Source organism: Ochrobactrum sp. PL_is483 (assembly GCF_055816855.1).
Genome location: NZ_JBVPGS010000029.1, coordinates 125,418 through 150,149, shown reverse-complemented (window position 1 = coordinate 150,149; position 24,732 = coordinate 125,418). Strand labels below are relative to the sequence as shown.

At 58.0% G+C, this 24,732-nt stretch carries 29 protein-coding genes; 8 read left to right on the top strand and 21 right to left on the bottom strand.

Features of this window, described 5'->3' with window-relative positions; genetic code table 11:
• Window positions 1-129: 129 nt before the first annotated feature.
• Window positions 130-675, top strand: coding sequence for a TetR/AcrR family transcriptional regulator (locus tag AC0TNJ_RS06230; protein ID WP_473770581.1), 546 nt, complete (start codon window positions 130-132; stop codon window positions 673-675).
• 61 nt (window positions 676-736) lie between these two features.
• Here the strand turns inward: AC0TNJ_RS06230 and AC0TNJ_RS06225 are convergent, their stop codons facing one another.
• The 7 genes from AC0TNJ_RS06225 to coaD all read right to left on the bottom strand — a co-directional run bounded on the left by AC0TNJ_RS06225 (window position 737) and on the right by coaD (window position 5,916).
• Window positions 737-1,108: a VOC family protein gene (locus AC0TNJ_RS06225; protein WP_473770580.1), complete on the bottom strand. Its 372-nt coding sequence runs from the start codon at window positions 1,106-1,108 to the stop codon at window positions 737-739.
• A 64-nt stretch (window positions 1,109-1,172) separates the two neighbouring features.
• On the bottom strand, window positions 1,173-1,868 hold the full coding sequence (locus AC0TNJ_RS06220) for a helix-turn-helix transcriptional regulator (RefSeq protein WP_473770579.1): 696 nt from the start codon (window positions 1,866-1,868) through the stop codon (window positions 1,173-1,175).
• Window positions 1,869-1,895: 27 nt separating this feature from the next.
• Window positions 1,896-3,032, bottom strand: coding sequence for a tRNA guanosine(34) transglycosylase Tgt (tgt, locus tag AC0TNJ_RS06215; protein ID WP_473770578.1), 1,137 nt, complete (start codon window positions 3,030-3,032; stop codon window positions 1,896-1,898).
• Window positions 3,029-4,120 (bottom strand): tRNA preQ1(34) S-adenosylmethionine ribosyltransferase-isomerase QueA, encoded by a 1,092-nt coding sequence (gene queA, locus AC0TNJ_RS06210; protein ID WP_473770577.1) that lies wholly within the window; start codon window positions 4,118-4,120, stop codon window positions 3,029-3,031. Before queA ends, tgt begins: the two co-directional genes overlap by 4 nt.
• Window positions 4,121-4,285: 165 nt before the next feature.
• Window positions 4,286-4,792 (bottom strand): peptidylprolyl isomerase, encoded by a 507-nt coding sequence (locus tag AC0TNJ_RS06205; RefSeq protein ID WP_006466795.1) that lies wholly within the window; start codon window positions 4,790-4,792, stop codon window positions 4,286-4,288.
• 18 nt (window positions 4,793-4,810) lie between these two features.
• On the bottom strand, window positions 4,811-5,401 hold the full coding sequence (locus AC0TNJ_RS06200; RefSeq protein WP_473770576.1) for a peptidylprolyl isomerase: 591 nt from the start codon (window positions 5,399-5,401) through the stop codon (window positions 4,811-4,813).
• Between the two features lie 20 nt (window positions 5,402-5,421).
• The gene (gene coaD / locus AC0TNJ_RS06195) at window positions 5,422-5,916 is read right to left on the bottom strand and encodes a pantetheine-phosphate adenylyltransferase (protein ID WP_122003363.1); all 495 of its coding nucleotides are present in this window, start codon (window positions 5,914-5,916) and stop codon (window positions 5,422-5,424) included.
• Between the two features lie 194 nt (window positions 5,917-6,110).
• Here coaD and AC0TNJ_RS06190 point away from each other — a divergent pair, with 194 nt between their 5' ends.
• Window positions 6,111-6,260, top strand: a complete 150-nt coding sequence (locus tag AC0TNJ_RS06190; RefSeq protein WP_162929761.1) for a hypothetical protein — start codon at window positions 6,111-6,113, stop codon at window positions 6,258-6,260.
• Window positions 6,261-6,414: 154 nt separating this feature from the next.
• Here the strand turns inward: AC0TNJ_RS06190 and gyrA are convergent, their stop codons facing one another.
• Window positions 6,415-9,186 (bottom strand): DNA gyrase subunit A, encoded by a 2,772-nt coding sequence (gene gyrA, locus AC0TNJ_RS06185; protein WP_122003361.1) that lies wholly within the window; start codon window positions 9,184-9,186, stop codon window positions 6,415-6,417.
• A 286-nt stretch (window positions 9,187-9,472) separates the two neighbouring features.
• Between gyrA and AC0TNJ_RS06180 the strand changes: the two genes are divergently transcribed.
• Entirely contained in the window at window positions 9,473-10,102 is a 630-nt protein-coding gene (locus AC0TNJ_RS06180; RefSeq protein ID WP_122003360.1) for a MarC family protein, read from the top strand.
• Here the strand turns inward: AC0TNJ_RS06180 and phnE (AC0TNJ_RS06175) are convergent.
• The 13 genes from phnE (AC0TNJ_RS06175) to phnG form a co-directional block, all read right to left on the bottom strand.
• The gene (phnE, locus tag AC0TNJ_RS06175) at window positions 10,099-10,971 is read right to left on the bottom strand and encodes a phosphonate ABC transporter, permease protein PhnE (protein WP_473770575.1); all 873 of its coding nucleotides are present in this window, start codon (window positions 10,969-10,971) and stop codon (window positions 10,099-10,101) included. The two genes, AC0TNJ_RS06180 and phnE (AC0TNJ_RS06175), sit on opposite strands and share 4 nt — an antisense overlap.
• Before the next feature lie 31 nt (window positions 10,972-11,002).
• A complete protein-coding gene (gene phnE, locus AC0TNJ_RS06170) occupies window positions 11,003-11,875 on the bottom strand; it encodes a phosphonate ABC transporter, permease protein PhnE (RefSeq protein ID WP_122003358.1) in 873 nt (290 codons plus the stop codon).
• Window positions 11,876-11,940: 65 nt separating this feature from the next.
• Window positions 11,941-12,882: a phosphonate ABC transporter substrate-binding protein gene (phnD, locus tag AC0TNJ_RS06165; protein WP_122003357.1), complete on the bottom strand. Its 942-nt coding sequence runs from the start codon at window positions 12,880-12,882 to the stop codon at window positions 11,941-11,943.
• A 57-nt stretch (window positions 12,883-12,939) separates the two neighbouring features.
• Window positions 12,940-13,770, bottom strand: a complete 831-nt coding sequence (gene phnC, locus AC0TNJ_RS06160) for a phosphonate ABC transporter ATP-binding protein (protein ID WP_122003356.1) — start codon at window positions 13,768-13,770, stop codon at window positions 12,940-12,942.
• Between the two features lie 102 nt (window positions 13,771-13,872).
• On the bottom strand, window positions 13,873-14,451 hold the full coding sequence (gene phnN, locus AC0TNJ_RS06155; RefSeq protein WP_473770612.1) for a phosphonate metabolism protein/1,5-bisphosphokinase (PRPP-forming) PhnN: 579 nt from the start codon (window positions 14,449-14,451) through the stop codon (window positions 13,873-13,875).
• 5 nt (window positions 14,452-14,456) lie between these two features.
• Window positions 14,457-15,596 (bottom strand): alpha-D-ribose 1-methylphosphonate 5-triphosphate diphosphatase, encoded by a 1,140-nt coding sequence (locus tag AC0TNJ_RS06150; protein WP_473770574.1) that lies wholly within the window; start codon window positions 15,594-15,596, stop codon window positions 14,457-14,459.
• Complete coding sequence (locus AC0TNJ_RS06145; RefSeq protein WP_473770573.1) at window positions 15,589-16,245, bottom strand: DapH/DapD/GlmU-related protein; 657 nt, start codon at window positions 16,243-16,245, stop codon at window positions 15,589-15,591. The genes AC0TNJ_RS06150 and AC0TNJ_RS06145 overlap by 8 nt, the downstream gene beginning before the upstream one ends.
• Entirely contained in the window at window positions 16,242-16,955 is a 714-nt protein-coding gene (gene phnL / locus AC0TNJ_RS06140) for a phosphonate C-P lyase system protein PhnL (RefSeq protein ID WP_162997396.1), read from the bottom strand. Before phnL ends, AC0TNJ_RS06145 begins: the two co-directional genes overlap by 4 nt.
• 73 nt (window positions 16,956-17,028) lie before the next feature.
• Complete coding sequence (gene phnK / locus AC0TNJ_RS06135) at window positions 17,029-17,805, bottom strand: phosphonate C-P lyase system protein PhnK (RefSeq protein ID WP_113474744.1); 777 nt, start codon at window positions 17,803-17,805, stop codon at window positions 17,029-17,031.
• Window positions 17,802-18,680: an alpha-D-ribose 1-methylphosphonate 5-phosphate C-P-lyase PhnJ gene (locus AC0TNJ_RS06130; protein ID WP_473770572.1), complete on the bottom strand. Its 879-nt coding sequence runs from the start codon at window positions 18,678-18,680 to the stop codon at window positions 17,802-17,804. The genes phnK and AC0TNJ_RS06130 overlap by 4 nt, the downstream gene beginning before the upstream one ends.
• Window positions 18,677-19,786 (bottom strand): carbon-phosphorus lyase complex subunit, encoded by a 1,110-nt coding sequence (locus AC0TNJ_RS06125; RefSeq protein WP_473770571.1) that lies wholly within the window; start codon window positions 19,784-19,786, stop codon window positions 18,677-18,679. The genes AC0TNJ_RS06130 and AC0TNJ_RS06125 overlap by 4 nt, the downstream gene beginning before the upstream one ends.
• 2 nt (window positions 19,787-19,788) lie before the next feature.
• Window positions 19,789-20,397, bottom strand: a complete 609-nt coding sequence (gene phnH / locus AC0TNJ_RS06120; protein ID WP_473770570.1) for a phosphonate C-P lyase system protein PhnH — start codon at window positions 20,395-20,397, stop codon at window positions 19,789-19,791.
• On the bottom strand, window positions 20,397-20,912 hold the full coding sequence (gene phnG / locus AC0TNJ_RS06115) for a phosphonate C-P lyase system protein PhnG (RefSeq protein WP_122003349.1): 516 nt from the start codon (window positions 20,910-20,912) through the stop codon (window positions 20,397-20,399). Before phnG ends, phnH begins: the two co-directional genes overlap by 1 nt.
• A 133-nt stretch (window positions 20,913-21,045) precedes the next feature.
• Between phnG and phnF the strand changes: the two genes are divergently transcribed.
• From phnF to arsH, 5 genes are all read left to right on the top strand, one after another.
• The gene (gene phnF, locus AC0TNJ_RS06110) at window positions 21,046-21,795 is read left to right on the top strand and encodes a phosphonate metabolism transcriptional regulator PhnF (RefSeq protein ID WP_473770611.1); all 750 of its coding nucleotides are present in this window, start codon (window positions 21,046-21,048) and stop codon (window positions 21,793-21,795) included.
• Window positions 21,796-21,946: 151 nt separating this feature from the next.
• The gene (locus AC0TNJ_RS06105; RefSeq protein ID WP_473770569.1) at window positions 21,947-22,306 is read left to right on the top strand and encodes an ArsR/SmtB family transcription factor; all 360 of its coding nucleotides are present in this window, start codon (window positions 21,947-21,949) and stop codon (window positions 22,304-22,306) included.
• Window positions 22,307-22,450: 144 nt separating this feature from the next.
• Window positions 22,451-23,512, top strand: coding sequence for an ACR3 family arsenite efflux transporter (gene arsB / locus AC0TNJ_RS06100; protein ID WP_473770568.1), 1,062 nt, complete (start codon window positions 22,451-22,453; stop codon window positions 23,510-23,512).
• Window positions 23,509-23,919, top strand: a complete 411-nt coding sequence (arsC, locus tag AC0TNJ_RS06095; protein WP_473770567.1) for an arsenate reductase (glutaredoxin) — start codon at window positions 23,509-23,511, stop codon at window positions 23,917-23,919. The genes arsB and arsC overlap by 4 nt, the downstream gene beginning before the upstream one ends.
• Complete coding sequence (gene arsH, locus AC0TNJ_RS06090) at window positions 23,916-24,629, top strand: arsenical resistance protein ArsH (protein WP_473770566.1); 714 nt, start codon at window positions 23,916-23,918, stop codon at window positions 24,627-24,629. Before arsC ends, arsH begins: the two co-directional genes overlap by 4 nt.
• Window positions 24,630-24,732: the final 103 nt, after the last annotated feature.

Here is a 24,732-nt window from a genome sequence, read left to right as displayed (position 1 = left end):
GATGGACCGCGGCGCCCTCTTTCGCATTCACGCAAAGGTCGCGCGTATTTTACTTGAATGAAAGTGGCGAATAACTGTACCGTCCGGACGGTATTGTCAACACAGGAACTGTCAGGAGACACCGGTAAGTTGCTAACAAAAAAGAAAGCCTCGTCGCGCGAGCGTATTTTGCGCGCTGCTACCGAGCTTGCCCGTGAGATCGGACCCGCTCATCTCTCTCTCGATGCCGTAGCAGCCCGTGCGGGGCTTTCAAAAGGCGGATTGCTCTATTCTTTTCCGACAAAGGCCAAACTGCTCGAGGCAGTTGTCGAAGAATATATGAAAGAGCACGAACACGCCATGGAGGTTCAGGAAACACTCCAAAAGGGCGACAAAAATCGCGTGGCGCGGGCTTTTCTCGATGTTTACCGGGTTCAGGCCGATGACGAGCCGCCAGCTTGCGGTGTCCTTGCCGCACTTGCCGAGGACCCCGGCTTCATGGTGCCGGTCCGGCTATATCACAGGGCGTTTCTCGACCGGATGATCGAAGACACAACCGATCCCGACACGGCGCTGATTGTCTATCTTGCCGTCGCCGGCCTCGAATGCTCCAGATTGATGGAATGCGAAATCCTGAACGATGAGGAGCAGCGCTCCGTTCTCTGCCGTTTGGAGAACATGCTGACGGTCGGATAGGCTTTTGGCCGGGACGCATCGGCAAGATGTGTCCCGGCGACTTTCTTTCTTCTGATTCGCATTATCTTGCAGCTGGAGAAAATACGCGCAGGCGATGTCCGTCTGGATCGATTGCCACAAATGAGCGTCCGAACTCCAATGTTTGCGGCTTGGACAAAATGGACAGCCCACGCGCGGTCCAGTCTGCGTGCACCTTATCAACCTCTTCATAACTTGCGTAGCGGAAAGCAATTTCCCCGCCAAAAGCGCCGGGAGTAACCGGCGGCTCTACTGTGAGTCTGGACCATAGCCCCAGCAATAAACCATTGTTCAGCACAAACAGCACAAAAGTCGGGGAAGCCTCTATGGGTTCGATTCCCAGCAGATCAGCATAAAAGCGCCCGCTGGACAGGGGATTCTCCACGTAACAAATTGTGAAATTGGGATGTATCATCGTCGTCGCTCCTGCGTTGAATAGAAGCGACTTTATGGGAAACCACTGTCAGATTCTGGCAGTATCAATTCAAGTCCCGAACAATCCCTTGTCTGACTTTCCATTCTTTTAGAAGTTCTGAACGCCGTTTTGGGTAGCGGCTGGCTTCTACAGTCAGGCTGGCGATGCGATCCGTTCGGAAGTGCCGGAAATCCTGTCGCATTTCACACCATGCGAGAACCACACGAGCCTGCTCGAAGAATGACAGGGCGAAGGGCCAGATCAGACGTTCAGTGGGCGCGCCTGTCGCATCACTATAGAGAATATTGATTTTTCTTTCGGTGCGAATGGCACCGCGAAGAGCGGCAACATCCACCACATCGACCGTGCTGTTGCTACCCGGTCCGACAAGCAGGTTCACCGCTTCGAGGGCCGTGCGCAAATCTTCGGGCATAACTGCCGAGACTTTGGCCAGAACGTTGCGGGCTGCCAAGCCAAGTCCCGCATCGCCCCTATCCGCAACCCAGCGCGCGCCAAGAACCAGAGCTTCAATCTCCTCCTGACTGAACATGATGGGAGGCAACATGAAACCGGGGCGCAGCACATAACCAAATCCCGGCTCTCCCTCGATATCAGCTCCCTGCGCCTGAAGGCTGGCAATATCGCGATACAGCGTACGAATGCTGATACCGAGCTGCTGCGCCAGCGTCGCTCCGCTTACAGGACGACGATAGGTTCGAAGCAACTGCAAAAGTGCGAGGAGACGTTCGGAGCGAGACACCAGAACCCTCCCTTACTTAAACAGGTGTTACAGAAGCGCCGGAATATCGCCCCTCGCCCATCCTTCCGAGGTTTCGGCGGCGAAATCGGTGAAGCGGCCGTCAGCAATTGCCGCGCGGATACCCTTCATCAAATATTGATAGTAGGCAAGGTTGTTCCAGGTAAGCAGCATGGCGCCGAGCGCTTCACCCGATTTCACCAGATGATGCAGATAGGCGCGGCTGTAGTCGCGCGATGACGGGCAATCCGATTCCGGATCGAGCGGACGATGGTCGTCCGCATGTCGCGCATTGCGCAAGTTGACCTTGCCGAACCGCGTGAAAGCGAGACCGTGACGGCCTGCCCGCGTCGGCATAACGCAATCGAACATGTCTATGCCACGGGCGACCGACTTCAGGATATCGTCCGGCGTGCCGACGCCCATCAGATAGCGCGGCTTTTCCGATGGCAGGATCGGGCAGACCACTTCCAGCATGTCGAGCATGACCTGCTGGGGTTCGCCCACCGCAAGCCCGCCGACCGAATAGCCCTTGAGGTCCATGGCCTTCAGCGCTTCCGCCGATTTTTCGCGCAGGCGTGCCACGTCGCCGCCCTGGACGATGCCGAACATCGCCTTGCCCGGCTGATTGCCGAAAGCGACCTTGCAGCGCTCGGCCCAGCGCAGCGACAATTCCATCGCCCGCTCGGTATTCTTTTCCGGCGAAGGCAGCGCCACGCATTCGTCGAGCTGCATCTGAATATCGCTATCGAGCAACCCCTGAATCTCGATGGATCGCTCCGGCGTCATTTCATAAGGCTTGCCATCGATATGCGAGCGGAATGTGACACCGTTTTCGTCGAGCTTGCGCAATTGCGCGAGCGACATGACCTGAAAACCACCGGAATCGGTGAGGATCGGGCCTTTCCAGCCGCCGAACTCATGCAGGCCGCCGAGACGCGCCACGCGTTCGGCACCGGGCCGCAGCATCAGATGATAGGTATTGCCGAGGATAATATCCGCGCCAAGCTCTTTCACCTGGTCCATATACATGGCCTTGACCGTGCCAGCAGTGCCAACCGGCATGAAGGCAGGCGTGCGCACCACGCCGCGCGGCATGGAAATTTCGCCCTGACGAGCAGCGCCGTCCGTCGCCAGCACCTTGAATTCGAAGTTTTCCGTTGTCATGCCATGTCTCTAGCGTTGTCGGCACGTTCAAGCAAGCTGCCGTCGCCGTAGGAATAAAAGCGATAGCCGCTGGCGATTGCATGCCGATAAGCCGCATGCATCGTATCGAAACCGGCGAAGGCCGATACCAGCATGAACAGCGTCGAGCGCGGCAGGTGGAAATTGGTCATCAACAGATCGACTGCACGGAAGCGATAGCCGGGAGTTATAAAAATATCGGTCGCGCCGGACCACGGACGGATAATGCCGTCCTCATCAGCCGCACTTTCGATCAGGCGCAGGGAAGTCGTGCCGACGCAGACGATCCTGCCGCCCCGCGCGTGCACGGCATTGAGCGCATCGGCAGTGCGTTGCGACACATATCCGATTTCCGAATGCATCTTGTGGTCTGCCGTGTCGTCGGCCTTGACCGGCAGGAAAGTCCCCGCCCCCACATGCAGCGTTACGAAATGTTCTTCAACGCCCTTGGCCTTGATCTTTTCCAGAAGCTCTGGCGTGAAATGCAAACCGGCGGTTGGAGCCGCGACCGCGCCTTCTTCGCGCGCATAGACTGTCTGATAGTCCTTGCGGTCGCGCTCATCTTCGGCGCGCTTGGATGCGATGTAAGGCGGTAGCGGAATGTGCCCGACCGAGGCAATCGCCTCATCCAGCATGGCGCCGGAAAGATCAAACACCAGAAGCGCCTCTCCCGCATCGCCCTTTTCCGCCACGGTGGCATCGAGCGTTCCGAGGAAGCAGCTTGATCCCGAATGGCCGAAACGGATGCGGTCGCCCTCTTTCACACGCTTGGCCGGACGCAGGAATGCCTTCCAGCGGTCAGGGCCGGTGCGCATATGCAGGGTCGCGCTGATCTGGCTGATATTGCCCTCACGCTCGCGCATGCCTTCAAGCTGCGCGGGAATGACCTTTGTGTCGTTGAACACGAGCGCATCGCCCGGTTGCAGCAGATCAGGCAATTCGAATACCTGTCGATCCTCGAATGGCTGACCGGGACGGACACGCAACAGCTTGGCGTGGTCACGCGGCTCGACCGGACGCAGAGCGATGCTCTCTTCCGGCAAATCGAAATCAAAAAGATCAACACGCATGGAGAACCTCAAGAGCATTTCCAGCAAAAGTGCGAAGCGCCTACGCGGGGAAATCAGTTCACTGGACTGATTTCTGATCCCGCTTCGATGCGTTCGGAAATGCGGCAAACGAATCACGGCCCCAGCATGAACCGGAGCCGTAATTTCTCAATGGAATTGGCAGGATCAGATGTCGGCAGCGATACGCGCCGTCACGATCTGGTCCGGATCGGAGACCGGTTCGCCGCGCTTGATCTTGTCGACATTGTCCATGCCTTCGATGACCTGGCCCCAGACACTGTACTGGCGGTCGAGCCATGGAGCGTCGGCGAAGCAGATGAAGAACTGCGAGTTAGCCGAATTCGGGTTGGCGGAACGCGCCATCGAAGCCGTGCCGCGCTTGTGCGGCGTGTTGGAGAACTCGGCCTTCAGGTCCGGCTTGTCCGAACCGCCCATGCCAGCGCGCGAGCCGTTGAAATGAGCGCCGCCCGTCTTGCCGAACTTCACGTCGCCGGTCTGTGCCATGAAGCCGTCGATCACGCGGTGGAACACCACGCCATCATATGCGCCTTCGCGAGCCAGTTCCTTGATGCGCGCCACATGATCCGGCGCCAGGTCCGGATAGAGCTCCAGAACAACATTGCCCTTGGTGGTTTCGAGAACGAGCGTGTTTTCAGGGTCTTTGTAAGCCATTGGGCCTCTCCTTGTATTTTACTTCTTGTCGGCCTGAAGCGTGGCCTTGATGATCTTGTCCGGGTTTGTCACGGCGCCATTATCGGCTTCGCTGCCCTTCTTTATCTTGTCGACGACATCCATGCCGCTGACAACCTTGCCGACCACTGTATACTGGCCGTTGAGGAAGGAGCCGTCCGCAAACATGATGAAGAATTGCGAGTTGGCCGAGTTCGGATTCTGGCTGCGGGCCATGCCCACCGTGCCGCGAACGAAAGGTTCCTTGGAGAATTCTGCCGGAATATCCGGATAGTCAGAGCCGCCGGTGCCGACGCGTGATGCATCGAAGTTCTTGTCCATGTTGCCGAACTTTACATCGCCGGTCTGGGCCATGAAGCCCGGAAGGACACGGTGGAAGGCGACGCCGTTGTAAGCGCCCTCGCCGACCAGCTTTTCGATCTGCGCAACATGCTTTGGCGCAAGGTCGGGGCGAAGCTGGATGGCAACGTCGCCGTCTTTCAGCTTGAGAACCACGGTGTTTTCAGCATTGGCGGCAGAGGCCGTCTGGACAGCGCCCTGCGACAGCGCGAAAAAAGCAGCAGCGGCAAGCGCTGAACGAACGAAAGACATGATCGAAAAACTCCCTGTGGTCAGGATTTGAATTTGGCGTTCAGGGCGGCAGCGACAGCCGCAGGAACGAAAGGCTTTATATCGCCGCCCATGGAGGCAATCTGTCGAACCAATGTGGCGGTAATCGTGCGCACCGCCGGGTCCGCCGGGAGGAACACGGTCTGCAATTCCGGCGCCATTGTGCCGTTCATTCCTGCCATCTGCATTTCATAGTCGAGATCGGTGCCATCGCGCAAACCGCGCACCATTAATTGAGCGGCATGTTTGCGCGCCGCATCGATGACCAGCCCATCGAAGGAAATGACCGAAACCCGGCCTGCATCCGCGCCCAGACCAGCCTTACAGCTTTCACCGATAAGCGCCACGCGCTCCTCAAAGGTGAAGAGAGGCTTTTTGCCGGGGTGAACGCCAATCGCGACAATAACCTTGTCGGCAAGGCGCAGGGCACCTTTCAGGACATCCATATGGCCGTTTGTCACCGGGTCGAACGAGCCCGCATAGATCGCAATCGTCATTTCTTCCAGCTAGCCTTTTCTGACAGGATTTTCAACAAGAACCACTGCGATAAGAAAACAGAAACCAAGAAACCAGATGAACGCGATATGAACAGTGATTTCACGACAAGTTCACAACCGATTTACCAAGATGGGTGCAAGCTCGGTGCAACCTTTTCGCTTCCTGAGCGTATGTATGTCGAAAGGATAACACGATGATGATCTTTCTTCTGGCATTATCCATGATGGTCGCGATGGCTGCATCGGCAATCATACTGCTTCTTGAAGAGAATGAGGCCAAGCGTCAGCGCGTGCGCCAGGTGGCATTCGACATCAATAGCCTGCGCAACATGCGTTCGCGCTGAGTATTAACAGTCGAGTTCACGCAACAGCGTTGGAGCTTGCTGGAAAAAAGTTTGTGTGATCGCCAATTCCTCCAGTCTTGGCATCTGAAAAAGGCCGATGGTTCCCACCATCGGCCTTTTTCATTGTTCAGAACAAAGGGCCCCAGCCCTTTGATTATTCTTCGGTATCTGCGATTGGTGCTTCGCCTTCGGAAGCCGCTTCGCCACCATTGCCGTTTTCTTCTTCGCTATCCGTTTCAGATATGCGTTCGACCGAAACGACCTTTTCGCCGTCTGCGGTATTGAAGATCGTGACGCCCTTGGTGGAACGTCCGGCAATACGGATTCCATCCACCGGCACACGAATAAGCTGTCCGCCATCAGAAACGAGCAGAATCTGGTCGCTCGCCTCGACCGGGAACAGGGCAACCAGCTTGCCGATTTCGTCGGTTTTCGACGTATCGGTGGCGCGGATGCCCTTGCCGCCACGGCCCGAAACGCGGAATTCATAGGACGAAGACCGCTTGCCGTAACCATATTCGCTGACGGTCAGCACGGTCTGCTCGCGTGCTTTCAGCTCCTGATAGCGTTCGTCGTTGAGCTCGGTTTCGTTTCCGACTTCCTCGCCAACCACCACGATATCATCCGCGTCATCGGCGCCCTGCGCACGACGTTCGGCAATCGAACGCTTGAGATAGGCCGAGCGCTCGGCCGCGTCGGCGTCGACGTGATGCAGGATCGCCATGGAGATGACCTTGTCGCCATCGGCCAGATTGATGCCGCGCACGCCGATCGAATTGCGGCCTGCGAAGACGCGCACATCGGTAACGGGGAAGCGAATGCACTGGCCACCGGCGCAGGTCAGAAGCACGTCGTCGAATTCCGTACAGGTATCGACTGAGAGGATCTCATCGCCCTCGTCTTCGAGCTTCATGGCGATCTTGCCGTTGCGGTTGACCTGAACGAAGTCCGACAGCTTGTTGCGGCGAACCGTACCGCGCGTCGTGGAGAACATGACGTCGAGGTTTGCCCAGCTATCCTCATCTTCCGGCAGCGGCATGATGGTGGTGATGCGCTCGCCCTGCTGCAATGGCAGCATGTTGATGAGCGCCTTGCCACGCGACTGCGGTGTGCCAACCGGCAAGCGCCAGACTTTCTCCTTGTAGACAATGCCACGCGAGGAGAAGAACAGAACCGGCGTATGCGTGTTGGCCACGAACAGGCGCGTGACGAAATCCTCGTCCTTCGTGGCCATGCCGGAGCGGCCCTTGCCGCCACGGCGCTGCGCACGATAGGTCGTCAGCGGCACGCGCTTGATATAGCCTGCATGGCTGACGGTGACGACCATATCCTCACGGGCGATCAGGTCTTCGTCATCCATTTCCGCACCGCCGAAACCGATTTCGGTGCGGCGCGGGGTCGCGAATTCGTCGCGAACCGCGATCATCTCTTCCTTGACGATATTCATCACGCGCAGGCGCGAACCGAGAATGTCGAGATAGTCGCGGATTTCCTCGCCGATCTTGTTCAGCTCGTCAGCCACCTCGTCGCGACCAAGCGCGGTCAGGCGCTGCAGACGCAGATCGAGAATGGCACGCGCCTGTTCCTCGGAGAGATTATAGGTGTTGTCATCGTTCAGCGTGTGGCGCGGATCGTCAATCAGACGAATCAGCGGAGCCACATCGACTGCGGGCCAGCGGCGTTCCATCAACTGCTCGCGGGCCGTTGTCGGATCGGGTGCCCGGCGAATGAGCGCGATCACCTCATCGATATTGGCGACGGCAATCGCAAGACCGACCAACACATGCGCGCGGTCGCGCGCTTTGTTGAGCAGGAACTTGGTGCGGCGCGTCACGACTTCCTCGCGGAAGACGACGAAGGCGCGCAGCATGTCGAGCAGGTTGAGCTGTTCCGGCTTGCCGCCGTTCAGCGCCACCATGTTGCAGCCGAACGAGGTTTGCAGCGGCGTATAGCGGTAAAGCTGGTTCAGCACGACATCGGCAACGGCATCGCGCTTCAGTTCCACCACGACGCGATAGCCTTCGCGGTCGGATTCATCGCGCAGATCGGAAATGCCTTCGATGCGCTTGTCGCGCACCAGCTCGGCCATCTTCTCGATCATCGAAGCCTTGTTCACCTGATACGGGATCTCGGTGATGATGATGGCTTCGCGGTCGCCGCGCATCGGCTCGATGGTGGCGCGCCCGCGCATGACCACCGAACCGCGTCCGGTCGTGTAGGCGGAATTGATGCCAGAGCGTCCGAGGATGATGCCGCCCGTCGGGAAATCCGGCCCCGGAATGATTTCCATCAGTTCCGACAGTTCAATGGCCGGATTGTCGATCAGCGCAACGCAGCCGTCGATGACTTCGCCGAGATTGTGCGGCGGAATGTTGGTCGCCATGCCGACCGCAATACCGCCCGAACCATTGACGAGCAGGTTCGGAAAGCGCGCAGGCATGACCACCGGTTCCTGCTCGCGACCGTCATAATTGTCCTGGAAGTCGACCGTATCCTTGTCGATATCCGACAGGATGGTTTCTGTCAGCTTTTCCAGACGGCATTCGGTGTAACGCATCGCCGCCGGGGGATCGCCATCGATGGAACCGAAATTGCCCTGCCCGTCGACCAGCGGATCGCGCATGGAAAAATCCTGCGCCATACGCACGAGGGCGTCATAGATGGAAGCATCGCCATGGGGGTGATACTTACCCATAACCTCACCGACCACACCCGCCGACTTGCGGTACGGGCGGTTATAGGCGAGGCTCATCTCGTTCATGGCGTGGAGTATGCGGCGATGCACGGGCTTCAGGCCGTCGCGCACATCGGGCAGCGCACGGCTCACGATAACGCTCATCGCGTAATCGAGATAGGAGCGCTGCATCTCCTCGATGATGGAAATCGGTTCGATACCGCTAGGGCCGCCGTTTGGGCCACCATTCATATCGTCGGAACCGGGTGGAGGCGTTTGATCTGACACTATTCAGATTTCTTTCTCAACAGAATCGATAAAGTCACTTTATAACGGAAACCAGCAAAAAACGCCAATTTCACGGCCTTTTAGGCGGGTCATTTCCGCTCGTTAATTCAATGACTTAAAAGATATTCACATAAAGATTGAGCAACGATGTTGCCCGACCTCGCGCTTTGCATCGACCATCCGCTCGTGATCGTCTACAATCCGTGTATCCGATTGAGCATAACATGCCAACAAGAAGGGCGCGTGCAGTATGGGGTTCTACGATACGGTTTTCAGCGCGTTCGTCACCCTGCTTGTTACAATCGATCCGCCCGGACTGGCGCCGTTGTTCCTGGCGCTGACGCCAGGGATGGAGCGGCACCACCGCGGACAGGTGGCGCTTCGCGCCTCCATCATCGGTTTTATCGTAATGGCGCTCTTTGCCATTGCAGGCGCGCAGATACTCGGCATGTTCGGCATTACCATCGGCGCGTTCCGCGTGGCTGGCGGTCTTCTGCTGTTCTGGATCGCCTTCGAAATGATTTTCGAAAAGCGGACAGAGCGCAAGGAAAAAAGCGCCGAGGTTGCCATCACCAAGGACCATATCCGCAATATTGCCGCCTTCCCGCTCGCCATTCCGCTGATTGCCGGTCCGGGCGCGATTTCGGCTATTGTGCTGACCTCAAACTCCTTCGAAGGCGTGGGGCCTAAAGCAGCCCTCCTCGGCGTCATCTTCGTCTGCCTGTTCATCACCTATCTTGTGCTGCTGCTGGCGGAGCGCGTCGACCGGTTCCTTGGCGAAACCGGCCGTTCGATCCTGACCCGCCTCCTTGGCGTCATTCTGGCAGCGCTGGCCGTTCAGTTCGTGGCCGATGGCATCAAGACGCTCATTACCGGCTAGGCGGATTTCTGCGCCTTCTTGCCGATCATGGCGTGACGTAGTTTCGACGAGAACCAGTCGATCACCGCAACGGCAACCAGGATCATGATGATCAGGAACGAAACGTCCTGAAGATTCAGAACCTTGATCTGCTCGGCCAGATGCGCGCCAATGCCGCCTGCCCCGACAATGCCGATGATCGTCGCCGAACGGGTGTTCGACTCGAAGAAATAGAGCACCTGACTGCCAATCAGCGGCAGAACCTGCGGCAGCACACCGAAGCGATAACTGTGCAACTTGCCGCCGCCCGACGAGACAATGCCTTCGACGGGCTTTTTATCCGCGCCTTCAATAGCTTCTGAAAACAGTTTGCCGAATGCGCCGAAATCCGAGCAGGCGATGGCGAGAATACCGGCAAACGGCCCAAGCCCCACCACCGAGACCCAGATCAGGGCCCAGATCAGCGTGTCGACGCCGCGAATGGTATCGAGGAAGCGACGGATGCCAAAATGCAGGAACACATTCGGGATAATGTTCTTCGCTGCCAGAAAGCCGAACGGGAAAGCAAGGATCGCCGCCAGCAATGTGCCGAGATAGGCAATCGCCAGCGTTTCCATCATCGACCACAGATAAAGGCTGAAACGCCCGCCGGAGGATGGAGGCATCATCATCAAGGCGAAATCGCCAAGGCGACCGAGGCCATTCAGAATGCGCAGCAGCGAAAAATCCAGCCAGTAGAAGGCGAACCAGACTGAAGCGATAAGCGCTACGGTTAAAATCGCCAGATTGCGCCATGTGCGGCCATTGCCGAACAGATCGGCATATTCGGTCCTCAATTCCTTTTCGTGCGCATGTGCCTCACGCGAGAGAGTTTGTGCAATGTCGGTCATAATTCTCTCTTCTGTTTGAGCATGATCTTTCTCAACCAATGCGACCAAGCAGTGCATGTCGCACACGCTGCGTAATGAGATCGATGACGACAATGGTCACGATGATCAGAAGCAGGATGGCGCTGACATCGCTGTAATAGAACTGGCGGATCGAAGTGAGCAGTTCCTGCCCGATGCCGCCTGCCCCCACAAAGCCCATGACAGAGGCACCGCGCACATTGATTTCAAAGCGGAGCAGGCCATAGGAGGCGAAATTGGCAGCCACTTGCGGCAGCACGGCAAAGCGGATGACCTGCAGGCCGGAACCGCCGGATGCGCGAATACCTTCAACCGGACGCATGTCGATATTCTCGACCACTTCCGAGAACAGCTTGCCCAGCGCCCCTGTCGTGTGCAGCATCAGCGCCAGAACACCAGCCATCGGCCCAAGGCCAAAGGCGATGACGAAAAGCAGCGCGAAGACGATTTCCGGGACGGTACGCAACAATTCCAGTCCGCGACGGACGATGAAGCGCACCGTGGAATTGGGAGCCATGTTGGATGAGGCTGCAAAGGCCGCAGCGAAAGCAACGACTGCGCCGATCAATGTCGCCAGATAGGCAATCAGCAGCGTCTCGAACAGCATCTTCAGCCAGCCGCCGAGATTCCAGTACCAGGCAGCGAGATCGCCCCAGAAATTGGCAATGGTCAGATCCGGCAGAATGCGGCCGAGATAGCTTGTGAAGCGAAATAGATTTTCGACCAGTGTGCCGGGCCGAACATCGGCAACGACGGAGGCAGCAATGGCGACAAGGACAAGCGCAAGGAGAAGCGCGATACCGTAGAGCCGCCGTTTACCGACTTCCCTGCGATAATCGGCAAGCAGGCTCTTTGCACCACTGCCGTCGAGTGAGGATACCGTCATGCGAGATTCCCTAACAAAAGTGCCCGAAGCTTTTGCGGCTTCGGGCACTTTAATTGTTCTACGGATCAGGACTTGCGAGCCTTGTCGTTGAACTTGAGCATTTCGATGATCGGCTCGTAGTCCTTGGCTTCGGTGGCTACGAATTCCTGATCCTTGCCGTCGGAAAGAGCGTCAAAACCAGCCTTGTCCTTCTTCGGCATGTCGAGGAAGGCCTGCTTGATGTCGGCTTTCAGCTGGTCCGGCAGGGTGCTGAGAACGGCGAACGGGCCTTCAGGAAGGAAGTCCGATTTGAAGATGACGCGGAAATCGTCCTTCGTCATCGCCTTGCCGTTGGCATCCTTCAGAACGCCGCGGCTGACCATGCGGGTCAGGTTGGAATCGTCTTCCGAGTTCCAGGAGTTGGCAGCCGCATCGGCGGTGCCCTGTGCCAGAGCGAGAACTGCATTCTCATGGCTACCGGCGAAAAAGTTCTTACCGAAGAACGTATCGACGCTATAGCCCTCGCGATTGAGGAAGAAGCGCGGCGCATTGTTGCCCGAGGTCGAGTTCGGATCGACCAGAGCGATGGTCTTGCCCTTCAAGTCGTCCATTTTCTGGTAGGGGCTGTCGGCGCGAACGTAAACGACCGAATAATAGCCATTGACGCCGGTATCGTGACGCTGGTTGACGAGCGGCGTGGTTTCAACGCCGGTCATGACGGCGCGGGCATAGGACGCCGGGCCATAGAATGCGATCTGGATGTTACCGGCGCGCTGGCCTTCGATGACGGCTGCATAGTCGTTGGCAACGCGCAGCGTAACCTTGGTGCCGAGTTCCTTGCCGAGATAGGCAGCCAGAGGCGCATAGCGGTCGGAAGTGGTCGAGGCGTTTTCCGCCGGGATCACGCCCAGAACGATTTCCGGATAGTCCTTGCTCCAGTCAGCAGCCTGAGCGGTGGAAGCCATCATTGGCATGGTCAGCGTTGCGGTAAGCGCAGCAGCCGCCAGAAAGTTTCTACGGTTAAGCATAGGTATCTCCTGTTAATCCTGAGTTTGGAGCGTGTTTTTTTCCTGAGCTCTGTGCGCTCAGGCGGAAAGCTGACGCAGAACGGCTTCAGCCGACTGCGGAACTGGCATTGGCAATGGCTCATCCTGCTGCTCATCGGCATCGATGACGTCAGCGGCTTCCATGCCGTACAGGTCGCGGGCCGCCATTTCGGTCAGCATAGAAGGCGTGCCGCGGAATACGATCTTGCCGGCAGACATGCCGACCAGACGGTCGCAATAACTGCGCGCAATATCGAGCGAGTGCAGATTGCAGAGAACCGTAATGCCATATTCGCGATTGATGCGGCGCAGCGCGTCCATGACGCTGCGGGTGTTGCGCGGATCGAGCGATGCAATTGGCTCGTCGGCGAGAATGATGCGTGGTTGCTGAACAAGCGCGCGCGCAATCGCCACGCGCTGCTGCTGGCCACCCGAAAGCTCGTCGGCACGGTGCGCCGCAAGATGCGCTATGTCGAACTGCTGCAAGGCGGAAAGAGCGATCAGGCGTTCTTCATCGCTCCAAACACGCAGGAGCGATTTCGGCGTCGAAACATAGTTCAGGCGTCCCATCAGAACATTCGTCAGAACATCGAGACGGTCGACCAGATTGAAGTGCTGGAAAATCATGGCGCATTGCGCGCGCCAGTCGCGCAGCGCCGAACCTTTCAGCCCCGTAACGTCGCGACCATCCCAGTGGATGGTCCCTTCGGAAGGCTCGACAAGGCGATTGATCATGCGCAAAAGCGTCGACTTGCCCGCACCCGAGCGCCCGATAATTCCCACAAACGTGCCGGGTTCGATTTCGAGGTCTACGCCCGAAACCGCCACCTTGTCATTATAGCGGCGCGTTATGTTTTTCAGTTGAAGCATGAATTCTTCTCCATTCATGCTCACTCTGAATTGCTTCCATGACACTGCAATGAAAGCACAATGACGTTTGTGTAAATTTACACGTCACTATAGGAAATCTAATCAAGCGATTGTTTTAACGCTGATTTCTTGCAGATGGCGCAGGAAGGCTTTTGTGGACAGGCCGACTTCACCGGAATTGTCTATTGTGACAACGTCTCCCGCACCGTCATCGAAGCTGACTTCACGCGCTAGTCGCGCCACGATTTCCTCGCGGCTTTCGCGGCCGCGCGATGCGAGCCGCTCCGCCAGAACTTCCGGTCGGGCCGTTATCACGACCACCGAACGCGACGCATAGAGTCTGCGAATATCGCTGAGAACCCGGCGCGAAACATTGGCGATAACCACCGTTCCATCCGCGATTTCCCCCTCCAGCGATTTCGGCAATCCATAGCTCAAGCCATGCGCCTGCCAATGCAGGGCGAATGCACCCTCGCCCGCCGATTTCGCGAACGCCGCTTCGTCCAGACTGTCGTGATCCTCCGTTCCCGGCATTTGCGGGCGGGTGATGGTGCGACGCACGAAGTGAAAACGCGTGTCGCCCGCAAGAGCCACACGCGCCGCATCCATGATCGTATCCTTGCCGGCCCCGCTGGGGCCGACGACGGCGACGAAACAGCCTTTCGGCCTCTTGGATTGCATCTGCATCAAAGCACCCGTTCGCCTTCACGCCACACCGTGCGGACAACCGGAATCGCGCCTTTCGGACGGACACGGACCAGATCGGCGCGCTTGCCGATGGCGATCTCGCCGCGATCATCCATGGCCATCGCGTCGGCAGGATTCTTGGTCACAAGGCGGATGGCATCGGGAAGCGCAATCGGTCGTTCGCCGGAAGCCAGACCGAAAGCCGACTGAATGAGGCTGAAAGGAATGTAATCCGAAGAAAGAATGTCGAGGCTGCCATTGTCCATCAGATCGCGTGCGGCAATATTGCCGGAATGCGAGCCGCCGCGAACGATGTTCGGCGCGCCCATGAGGATCGAGAGGCCCGCGCCTTTCGACGCGTTGGCGGCTTCCATCGTGGTCGGGAACTCGGCGATCCGCACGCCATGATCGAGCGATTCATCGACATGCGCACTGGTCGCATCGTCGTGGCTCGCCAGAACGATGCCGCGCGTTGTCGCCAGTTCGGCGATGGCGCGCCGGTGTCTGGCGGAATAGGCGTCCGAATCCGCCATGCGCTTTTCACAATGCACCCGGAACTCCTCATCCGTGAGCTTCATCTTGCGCATGTAATAGGTGCGATAGGTCTCAAGATCAACGAATTGCCGCTGTCCGGGTGCGTGATCCATGAGCGAAGCAAGTTTTACGCGATCATCGTCTGCGAAAAGCTCGAATGTCTCGAGACAATCGGCAGAGGAAACTTCGCAGCGCAGATGCAGGAAATGGTCGGCACGCAGGCGGTTTTCGCGCACGCCGCTTTCAATCGCATCCGCGAGCATCCGCATATCCTTGCCGACGAAATCGCGATCATAGTCGGAGCCGACGCGCATCGCGTCGAATACCGTGGTGATGCCCGATGCCGCCACTTGCGCGTCATGCGCCTGCACGGCGGCATCGACATTCCAGCGCACCTTCGGGCGCGGCGCATAGTGGCTTTCAAGCTGGTCGGTGTGCAACTCGATCAATCCCGGAATGACATAATCGCCATCCATGTCATCGCCGCCATTGGCGTTGCCCTGATCGATGGCTGCGATCTTGCCGTCACGGATCAGGATGGAACCGGAAACAATCTCGTCAGAGAGCACGATCCGCGCGTTTTTCAGAACGATTTCATTAGCCATTGGATAGCTCTTTCATCACCGCATTTGTGTTGGCGGCTGTTTCATATTTCGAGAGGAAGGCTTCGATATCGAGCGCACGGAAATCATCGAGCGCCTGACGCAGGCGATCATGGCTCCAGTCCCACCAGGCCAGCCGGTCAAGGCGATTGCCGGTTGCGGCGTCGAACCGTTCGCGGATGAGACGCGCAGGCACGCCGCCCACGATGGTATAGGGCGCTACGTCCTTGCTCACCACGGCTCCGGCACCGACAACCGCACCATTGCCGACCGTCACACCCGGCAAAATGGTGGAACCATGGCCAAGCCAAGTGTCGTGGCCGATCTTCACGGCATTGCCGCGACGCCACTCGAAAAACTCCGTCTCATCCTTTTCTTCCGGCCAGTAATCCCCGGCACGATAGGTGAAATGATGCAGTGTCGGACGCCATGTCGGATGGTTGGTGGCATTGATGCGCACATGGCTGGCAATATTGGAAAACTTGCCAATCTCCGCGCACCAGATTTCGCAATCGACGCCAAGATAGGAGTAATCGCCCAGCACGGTTTCCGAGACGCGGCTGCGCTCGCCAATCTCGGTATAGCGCCCGAGTGTGCAGCCGTTGACGATGGCTGTTTCGTGAACCAGTGGTTCTACCGAGAGTTTGGTCATGCCAGCCCCCTTGGAGAGAAAGCCGTCACGTCAATGATCCGGTCAGCAACTACCGAGCGCACGTCTTCATCGTGGAAGATGCCGAGCATGGCGACGCCCTGCTCCTTCTTGGTCTTGATGAGATCGACCACGACCGCACGGTTCTTCGCATCGAGCGAAGCGGTCGGCTCGTCGAGCAGCAATACCGGATGATCCGTGATGAAGCCGCGTGCGATATTCACGCGCTGCTGTTCGCCGCCGGAGAAGGTGGCTGGCGGCAAGGCCCACAGCCTTTCCGGCAGATTGAGCTGCGCCAGAAGTTCGCGGGCGCGGTTCAGCGCCGCTTCACGATCAACGCCACGCGCAACGAGCGGTTCGGCAACCACATCGATTGCCGCAACGCGCGGCAGCGTGCGCAAAAACTGGCTGACATAGCCGATCGTATCGCGACGCACGGCCAGCACCTCACGCGGATCGGCTGTGGCAAGATCCACCGTGCGGTCTTCATGACGGATCAGGATCGAGCCGCCATTGACCGCATAATTACCGTAGACCATTTTCAGGATCGAGCTTTTGCCCGCACCCGAGGGTCCACCAAGCACGGCACATTCACCGGCACGGAGTTCGAAATTGACGCCGCGCACGACCGGAAGTTCGATGCCGCCCTGCAAATGCATGACGAAGGTTTTCGTCACATCGGTGACGGCAAGCGGGGCTGATGTTTGCAACATAGGCATTTTTCACCTCACGCATGAAGTTCGGCTAATTTAGGAACAACATGCAATAAACATCTGTTTTAATTTACTAAACTTGCAGGATCGACGACACGAGCAACTGCGTATAAGGCGCTTGCGGGTCGTCGAGCACGCGGTCGGTCAGGCCCTGCTCGACAATATGGCCGTCTTTCATGACCATGATGCGATGGGATAGAAGACGCGCCACGGCGAGATCATGCGTCACGATAATCACCGAAAGGCCGAGATCGCTGACAAGGCCGCGAAGGAGATCGAGAAGGCGCGCCTGCACCGACACATCAAGGCCGCCGGTCGGTTCATCCATGAAAACAAGACGCGGAGCGGTCACCAGATTGCGGGCAATCTGCAAGCGCTGGCGCATGCCGCCTGAAAAGGCGCGTGGCTGATCGTCAATGCGGTCAGAGGCAATTTCGACACGTCCGAGCCATTCGGTGGCCGTCGAGCGAATATTGCCGTAATGGCGCTCGCCAACCGCCATCAGGCGTTCGCCGACATTGGCGCCAGCCGAAACCGTCATGCGCAACCCGTCTGCCGGGTTCTGATGCACAAAACCCCAGTCCGTCCGCATCAGGAAGCGGCGTTCCGCCTCGCCAATCTTGTAAAGATCGCGAAATTCCCCGTCGCGCATCCGGTATTCAACGGTGCCGGAAGTCGGTTCCAGACGGGTGGCCAGACTGTTCAGCAGCGTCGTCTTGCCGGAACCGGATTCACCGACGATGGCCAGCACCTCGCCCGGCCACAGATTGAAGGAAATATCCGCGCAGCCACGGCGATTGCCATAGAATTTCGACAGGCTGTTCACTCTCAGTAGAGGTTGCTCGCTCATTCTGCGGCCTCCTTGTTCGCTGCCAGATGACCAAAATGCCCGTTGGCCTGCCGGTCCTCACAAAAATCGGTGTCGGAGCAGACGAACATCGAGCCGCCGCGATCATCCAGAACGACTTCATCGAGATAGACGCCCTTCGCCCCGCAAAGCGCGCATGGTTCCTTGAACTTCTGCACTTCGAACGGATGATCCTCGAAATCGAGGCTCACGACATCCGTATAGGGCGGCACGGCGTAGATGCGCTTTTCGCGGCCCGCGCCGAACAGCTGCAAGGCCGGAGACATATGCATTTTCGGATTGTCGAATTTCGGCGTCGGCGAAGGCGCCATCACATAGCGTCCTTCGATCATCACCGGATAATCATAGGTCTTGGCGATATGGCCGTGCCGCGCAATGTCCTCATAAAGCTTCACATGCATGAGGCCATATTCGGCAAGCGCATGCATCTTGCGCGTTTCGGTTTCACGCGGTTCCAGAAAACGCAGCGGTTCCGGGATCGGCACCTGATAAACGATCACCTGCCCTTCGGTCAGCGGATATTCCGGGATGCGGTGACGGGTCTGGATGATCGTCGCCTCGCCCGTATGTGTGGTGACGGCAACATTGGCCGTCTTCTGGAAGAAGGCGCGGATGGAGACGGCATTGGTCGTGTCGTCGGCACCCTGATCGATAACCTTCAGCACATCGTCCGGCCCGATGATCGAGGCTGTGACCTGCACGCCGCCGGTGCCCCAGCCATAGGGCATCGGCATTTCACGGCTGGCAAACGGCACCTGATAACCGGGGATCGCGATGGCCTTCAGAATGGCGCGGCGGATCATCCGCTTGGTCTGTTCGTCCAGATAGGCAAAATTGTAATTGGCCAGATCGCTCATTCTGCGGCCTCCTTTGCCAAACTTTCGGTATCGTTGTTCGCTTGCTCATATTCCGCGCGCATGCGGCGGATGAGTTCGAGTTCGGCTTGAAAATCAACGTAATGCGGCAGTTTCAGATGTTCGACAAAGCCGGTGGACTGCACATTGTCGGAATGGGAAATGACAAATTCCTCATCCTGCGCCGGCGCGGTCACATCCGTATCGAATTCGCGCACGCGCAGCGCACGGTCGCAGAGCGACATGGACATGGCCTTGCGCTCGCTCTGGCCGAACACCAGCCCATAACCGCGCGTAAACTGCGGCGGCTGCTTGGCAGAACCCTTGAACTGGTTGACCATCTGGCATTCGGTCAGCTGCACGCGGCCGAGCGAGACGGCAAAGCCCAGTTCCGGCACGTCGAACTCGACCTCCACCTCCCCAATGCGGATTTCGCCAACAAAAGGATGCGTGTTGCCATAGCCGCGCTGCGTGGAATAGCCGAGCGCTAGCAGAAAGCCTTCGTCGCCGCGCGCCAGCGCCTGCAAGCGCAGGTCGCGTTCCATCGGGAATGTCCACGGTTCGCGGGTCAGGTCGCCCGGCTCGTGCCCTTCCGGCAGCGAGCCGTCATCCTCGATCATGCCGTTGACGCCCAGAATATCGGTCACGCGTGGCGTTTCTTCCGGCTCCGCAGAGCGCGTTTCCGGTTCCGGCACAGCCACATCGCCAGCCAGATTGGGATCGAGAAGTCGATGCGTGTAGTCGAAGGTGGGGCCGAGCAACTGGCCACCCGGCAGATCCTTATAGGTCGCCGAAATGCGCCGCTCGATCAGCATTCGCGCGGTTTCCATGGGACGCGAATAGCCGAAGCGCGGCAAGGTGGTGCGATAGGCGCGCACCAAAAAGATCGCCTCGATCAGATCACCGCGCGACTGGCGAATGGCAAGGGCCGCCAGTTCACGGTCATAGAGCGAGCCTTCGGCCATGACGCGATCAACCGCCAGCGCCAGCTGTTCGGCAATCTGGTCAAGACGAAGTGCTGGAACTGCACGGTCGCCGCGACGGCGATCATCGAGAAGGCGGTGGGCATTGCGGATGGCCGTTTCGCCACCCTTTACGGCAACATACATTTTCAGCCCTCCAGAGCAGAAATTCTGGTTGTGCGGGGAAGTGCTGCAACGGCGCCGTCGCAGACCAGAACAAGATCAATGCCGAGCGGGTATTGCGCGCCGTTCTCGTGCCATTGCCGGATGAAATCCTGCGGCAGACCATCGACATGCAGCTTGCGCTCGCCATTGATGCCGGGGCCTTTCAGCACAAAACCCTGCCCGTCTGTCAGAGACGCAACGGCAAGAACCACCGTGGTCGAACGATCGGGGAACTCCGGTTCGCCTTGCGCAAAGGAAGAAAGCGCTGGCAGCGATTGCGCATTTGTCACGAGCGCGAACTGTGCCCTCGACTGCTCCTCAATGATTGGCGCGCCGGTATGGAAAGTCAGCCAGGCCGCTGCCTCCTGATTGGAGGCAATTTCAGCATCAACCCATATGCTGGCATCGTGATCGAGCAGAGTGGCTGCAATGACGCCCAGTTCCGGCGTCAGCGGCTGCGGCGGCGTGGCTGCACGCGCCAGCGGATTGATTTGGCCGGGATTGGCCATGGCGTGCATAACGCCATGAAAAGCCGACTGCGCCTCATTGACCGGATCGGCCAGTCCGCCTTCGAAAGCAGAAGATTGGAGCATTAGTTGTCTCCCCGAACCATTGTGAAGAAATCGACCTTGGTGGCGGCAGCTTCGCCGCGCAGCTTGTCATCAGCGGCATTCATGCGATGGCGCAGCACGTCCAGCACTTCGCTTTCAACGGCGCTGCGCTTTCCTTCGTCGAGCCAGATTGCGTCGAACAGGGCGGCAAGCTTTGCCTTCTCCTGATCGCGGCCCAGCGCGTAGGCATGGCCGACGGAACCGTTTGCCAGACGAACGGTCGCCCGCGTGACGGTCGCTTCACCGACGTTAAAAGGAGCGCCGCCGCCGCCGATGCGCCCGCGCAGCATGACCAGCCCGGTTTCAGGACCGCGCAAAACTTCAAATTGCGGCTTTTCCGTCCAGTTTTGCCAAAGCGCCTTAAGCTCTTCGCCACTCGCCTGCGCAAGCAGCGCCATGCTTGCCTGCCGTGCAATCTGCACCGCATCCGCTGTCGGCCTGCTTCCAGCGGCAGCGCGAGCTTCACTTTCGCCTGTGCTGTGTCGCGTTGTCTGCATGAGCTTTTTCCGCCCTATCTAATTCAGTTGACCTGATCGTCCTTATTGTCTAGTTATATAGACAACTATACAATACCAGAATGATTACACCCTGCCAATGACAGGACGATGACAGTTGATGACAAAGGCGCTGATGAAAAAGAGTGGACGAATTGAGAGAAACAGCGGCGTTGCCATCTGGCGGCAGATTGCCGACGAGATTCGCGGCGAGATCAGAGCCGGGAAGCTTCAGTCTGGCGCGCGCATGCCTGCCGAGATGGAGCTGGCCGACAGGTTCGGGGTCAATCGCCATACGGTGCGCAGCGCCATCGCCGCGCTGACGCAGGAAGGGGTGCTGCGTGCCGAACAGGGACGCGGCACTTTCGTCGCCAATGCAAAACGCCTCACCTACCAGATCGGGCGCCGCACCCGCATTTCTCAGTCGCTCGCCTCGCAGGTGCGGGAAATGCAGGGGATTTTGCTGGCTTCAGCCATCGAACCCGCCTTTCCGGATATCGCCCATGCGCTGGAACTGCATCCCGGCGAAGAGGTGATCCGGCTCGAAACGATGCACAATGCCGATGGCTACCCTGTTTCGACGGCCACCCACTGGATTAATGCAGCGCGGTTTCCTTCCTTTGTGAAGGATTATGCGGAAAGCGGGTCGATCACGGCTGCTTTCAAAGCTGCCGGTATTGCCGATTATCTGCGAAAATCGACGGTCATATCGGCCCGCCACGCCGACCCGGAAGACCTTAGAAACCTGAAACTGTCTCCCGGCGCCATCGTGCTTACGGCGCGGGCGGTGAATATCGATACGGAAGGAAAGCCGATCCAATATTCCTTGACCCGTTTTTCGGCAGACCGCATGGAATTCTCTATCGAGAATGACGAAAACGGCTGAGGAGTCTGCTTCATGCAGTTTGGCTGAGCCTCTGTGGCGGTTGGGCGTTTTGAGGGCTGTGGCAGCATCTCAACCCTGGCATAACCCATGGGCTGGATGGCCACACCAGATCGCAACTTGACGCACATGATATATCCATTATTCTGGATACATGGAAAAAGACTCGGCAATCTCGGCTCTGGCCGCCCTCGCCCAATCGACAAGGCTTGATACCTTTCGATTGCTGGTCCGACACGAACCTGCCGGGATCAAGGCGGGCGAGTTGGCCCGTATGTTGGACATTCCGCAAAATACGATGTCCGCCCATCTGGCTACCTTGTCACGGGCTGGCCTCGTCAAGAGCGAGCGGCACAGCCGCTCGATCATCTATCGCGCGGATCTGGATCAGTTTCGCGAACTGACGCTTTTCATGATCAAGGATTGTTGCGGCGGCAGCGCCGAACTCTGCGCGCCTCTGCTCCAAAGCCTGACACCTTGCTGCGAACCCAAGATGGCTGACGCCACTCAATAACCACGTTCTGGCGACGCCAGTTCACCTCAACGGACGTTAAAATGATAAATCGGTTTCACCTGGCGCCCGGCGTGCGCGCGGGCAGTCATTCGCCCATGAAAAACGGTCTGACGCGGACATGCAAAGGCACGTGGAGCAACGCTGATGTCTGTCTTTGAAAGGTATCTGACCGTCTGGGTTGCCCTTTGCATTGTCGCGGGCGTCGCTTTGGGGCATCTTTTTCCGACGCTATTCCACGCTATCGGCTCCGCCGAGATTGCCAAGGTCAATATTCCCGTCGCCGTTCTCATCTGGCTGATGATTATTCCCATGCTGTTGAAAATCGACTTCGCCGCACTTCGGCAAGTCGGTCGGCACTGGCGGGGCATCGGCGTCACGCTGTTTATCAACTGGGCCGTCAAGCCGTTCTCGATGGCGCTTCTTGCATGGCTGTTCATTGGCTGGTTTTTCCGCCCGAATCTGCCTGCCGATCAGATCGACTCTTACATTGCAGGCCTTATCATCCTTGCCGCAGCACCTTGCACGGCCATGGTCTTCATATGGTCCAGCCTGACAAAAGGGGAGCCGCACTTCACCTTGTCTCAGGTCGCATTGAATGACGCCATCATGGTCATAGCCTTTGCCCCGATCGTCGGGCTTCTGCTCGGGCTTTCGGCGATTACGGTTCCATGGGATACGCTCGTTCTTTCCGTTGTCCTCTATATCGTCATTCCGGTGATCCTTGCGCAAATCATCCGGCGAAGCCTGCTGGCGGGTGGCGGACAAGGCGCGCTCGACAGGCTGCTGAAGACGCTGCAACCGCTTTCTCTTGTCGCGCTGCTTGCCACTCTCGTTCTGCTCTTCGGTTTTCAGGGCGAGCAGATCATCGCGCAGCCGCTCATCATCGCCATGCTGGCAGTGCCGATCCTCATTCAGGTCTATTTCAATTCGGGGCTGGCCTATCTTCTCAACCGCCTGTCCGGCGAAAAACACAGCGTTGCCGGACCGTCGGCCCTGATCGGCGCGTCGAATTTCTTTGAACTCGCCGTCGCCGCTGCAATCAGCCTTTTCGGCTTTTCATCCGGCGCGGCCCTCGCGACCGTGGTCGGCGTTCTGGTGGAAGTGCCAGTCATGCTTTCCGTTGTCTGGATCGTGAACCGCTCCAAAGACTGGTATGAACGCGGCACCGATCAAAAGCCCGCTACACAGACAGGAAACTCCCGATGACCGTCACTATTTTTCACAACCCGAAATGCGGCACCTCGCGCAATACGCTGGCGATGATCCGCGCTAGCGGCGAAGAGCCTGTGATTGTCGAATATGTGCAGAATCCGCCCACGCGGGATCGTCTGCTCGGCTTGCTGGCGGCAATGAAGCTGACGCCGCGTGAACTGCTGCGCGAGAAAGGTACGCCCTATGGCGAACTCGGCCTGTCCGATCCGAAATGGACCGATGACGAGTTGATCGACTTCATGATGGCCCATCCGATTCTGATCAACCGGCCGATTGTTGAAACGCCGCGCGGCACCAGGCTATGCCGTCCCTCCGAACTGGTTCTGCCGCTCCTGGAAAACCCGGTTGCTTCCTTCACCAAGGAAGACGGTGAGCAGGTCATCTATGGAGAACGGAAATGACAGACGCGGACTTGCCCAACCTCGACCGGAAATCCTTTCTTCTGCCGGGTGAGAATGCTCTTCGCGCACCTTTTCCGGAACATAAGCCTCGTATCCTGCTGCTCTACGGATCGTTGCGCGAACGCTCCTATAGCCGTTTCCTGACGCTGGAAGCGCAGCGACTGCTTGATGCAATGGGCGCCGAAACCCGCATTTTCCATGCCGATGGCTTGCCTTTGCCGGACGATGGGGCGCCGGACCACCCGAAGGTTCAGGAATTGCGCGAGGCGATGCTTTGGTCGGAAGGCCAGGTCTGGACAAGCCCTGAACGCCATGGCGCGATGAGTGCCGTCATGAAATCGCAGATTGACTGGATTCCATTACCCGGCGGTGCCGTCCGTCCCACGCAAGGGCGAACACTGGCCCTGATGCAAGTTTCCGGCGGTTCGCAAAGCTTCAATGCTGTCAATCAGATGCGCATTCTGGGCCGGTGGATGCGGATGATTACCATTCCCAATCAGTCATCGGTTGCCAAGGCTTGGCAGGAATTCGATGATGCAGGCCGTATGAAGCCCTCCTCTTTCTACGATCGCGTAGTCGACGTCATGGAAGAACTGATGAAATTTACTCTACTGACACGTGGGATTTCAGAGCATCTGACAAATCGCTACAGCGAACGGAAAGAAGCCGCTGCCCAGCTTGAAAAGCGTGTTTCGCTACAGTCGATCTGACATTCGGGCAGTCTGGCGCTCAGGCAGCGGGATGCATTCAAGTTGAATCGCCATCCCGCCGCAAGCTATTGTTTGAGCATGGTTTCATCTGATCGAACCAGAA

Coding starts and splice junctions, on each gene's coding strand:
- phnH (WP_473770570.1), bottom strand. CDS start 20,397: ATGCTCCAATCTTCTGCTTTCGAAGGCGGACTGGCCGATCCGGTCAAT.
- phnK (WP_113474744.1), bottom strand. CDS start 17,805: ATGAGCGAGCAACCTCTACTGAGAGTGAACAGCCTGTCGAAATTCTAT.
- coaD (WP_122003363.1), bottom strand. CDS start 5,916: ATGACGATTGCGATCTATGCGGGCTCGTTCGACCCGGTGACAAACGGC.
- phnE (WP_473770575.1), bottom strand. CDS start 10,971: ATGACCGACATTGCACAAACTCTCTCGCGTGAGGCACATGCGCACGAA.
- phnE (WP_122003358.1), bottom strand. CDS start 11,875: ATGACGGTATCCTCACTCGACGGCAGTGGTGCAAAGAGCCTGCTTGCC.
- AC0TNJ_RS06205 (WP_006466795.1), bottom strand. CDS start 4,792: ATGGCTTACAAAGACCCTGAAAACACGCTCGTTCTCGAAACCACCAAG.
- phnG (WP_122003349.1), bottom strand. CDS start 20,912: ATGCAGACAACGCGACACAGCACAGGCGAAAGTGAAGCTCGCGCTGCC.
- tgt (WP_473770578.1), bottom strand. CDS start 3,032: ATGACAACGGAAAACTTCGAATTCAAGGTGCTGGCGACGGACGGCGCT.
- AC0TNJ_RS06150 (WP_473770574.1), bottom strand. CDS start 15,596: ATGGCTAATGAAATCGTTCTGAAAAACGCGCGGATCGTGCTCTCTGAC.
- AC0TNJ_RS06190 (WP_162929761.1), top strand. CDS start 6,111: ATGATGATCTTTCTTCTGGCATTATCCATGATGGTCGCGATGGCTGCA.
- AC0TNJ_RS06145 (WP_473770573.1), bottom strand. CDS start 16,245: ATGACCAAACTCTCGGTAGAACCACTGGTTCACGAAACAGCCATCGTC.
- phnF (WP_473770611.1), top strand. CDS start 21,046: ATGAAAAAGAGTGGACGAATTGAGAGAAACAGCGGCGTTGCCATCTGG.
- phnN (WP_473770612.1), bottom strand. CDS start 14,451: ATGCAATCCAAGAGGCCGAAAGGCTGTTTCGTCGCCGTCGTCGGCCCC.
- phnC (WP_122003356.1), bottom strand. CDS start 13,770: ATGCTTCAACTGAAAAACATAACGCGCCGCTATAATGACAAGGTGGCG.
- phnD (WP_122003357.1), bottom strand. CDS start 12,882: ATGCTTAACCGTAGAAACTTTCTGGCGGCTGCTGCGCTTACCGCAACG.
- AC0TNJ_RS06180 (WP_122003360.1), top strand. CDS start 9,473: ATGGGGTTCTACGATACGGTTTTCAGCGCGTTCGTCACCCTGCTTGTT.
- AC0TNJ_RS06225 (WP_473770580.1), bottom strand. CDS start 1,108: ATGATACATCCCAATTTCACAATTTGTTACGTGGAGAATCCCCTGTCC.
- phnL (WP_162997396.1), bottom strand. CDS start 16,955: ATGTTGCAAACATCAGCCCCGCTTGCCGTCACCGATGTGACGAAAACC.
- queA (WP_473770577.1), bottom strand. CDS start 4,120: ATGCGTGTTGATCTTTTTGATTTCGATTTGCCGGAAGAGAGCATCGCT.
- AC0TNJ_RS06130 (WP_473770572.1), bottom strand. CDS start 18,680: ATGAGCGATCTGGCCAATTACAATTTTGCCTATCTGGACGAACAGACC.
- AC0TNJ_RS06105 (WP_473770569.1), top strand. CDS start 21,947: ATGGAAAAAGACTCGGCAATCTCGGCTCTGGCCGCCCTCGCCCAATCG.
- arsB (WP_473770568.1), top strand. CDS start 22,451: ATGTCTGTCTTTGAAAGGTATCTGACCGTCTGGGTTGCCCTTTGCATT.
- AC0TNJ_RS06125 (WP_473770571.1), bottom strand. CDS start 19,786: ATGTATGTTGCCGTAAAGGGTGGCGAAACGGCCATCCGCAATGCCCAC.
- AC0TNJ_RS06200 (WP_473770576.1), bottom strand. CDS start 5,401: ATGTCTTTCGTTCGTTCAGCGCTTGCCGCTGCTGCTTTTTTCGCGCTG.
- gyrA (WP_122003361.1), bottom strand. CDS start 9,186: ATGAATGGTGGCCCAAACGGCGGCCCTAGCGGTATCGAACCGATTTCC.
- arsH (WP_473770566.1), top strand. CDS start 23,916: ATGACAGACGCGGACTTGCCCAACCTCGACCGGAAATCCTTTCTTCTG.
- arsC (WP_473770567.1), top strand. CDS start 23,509: ATGACCGTCACTATTTTTCACAACCCGAAATGCGGCACCTCGCGCAAT.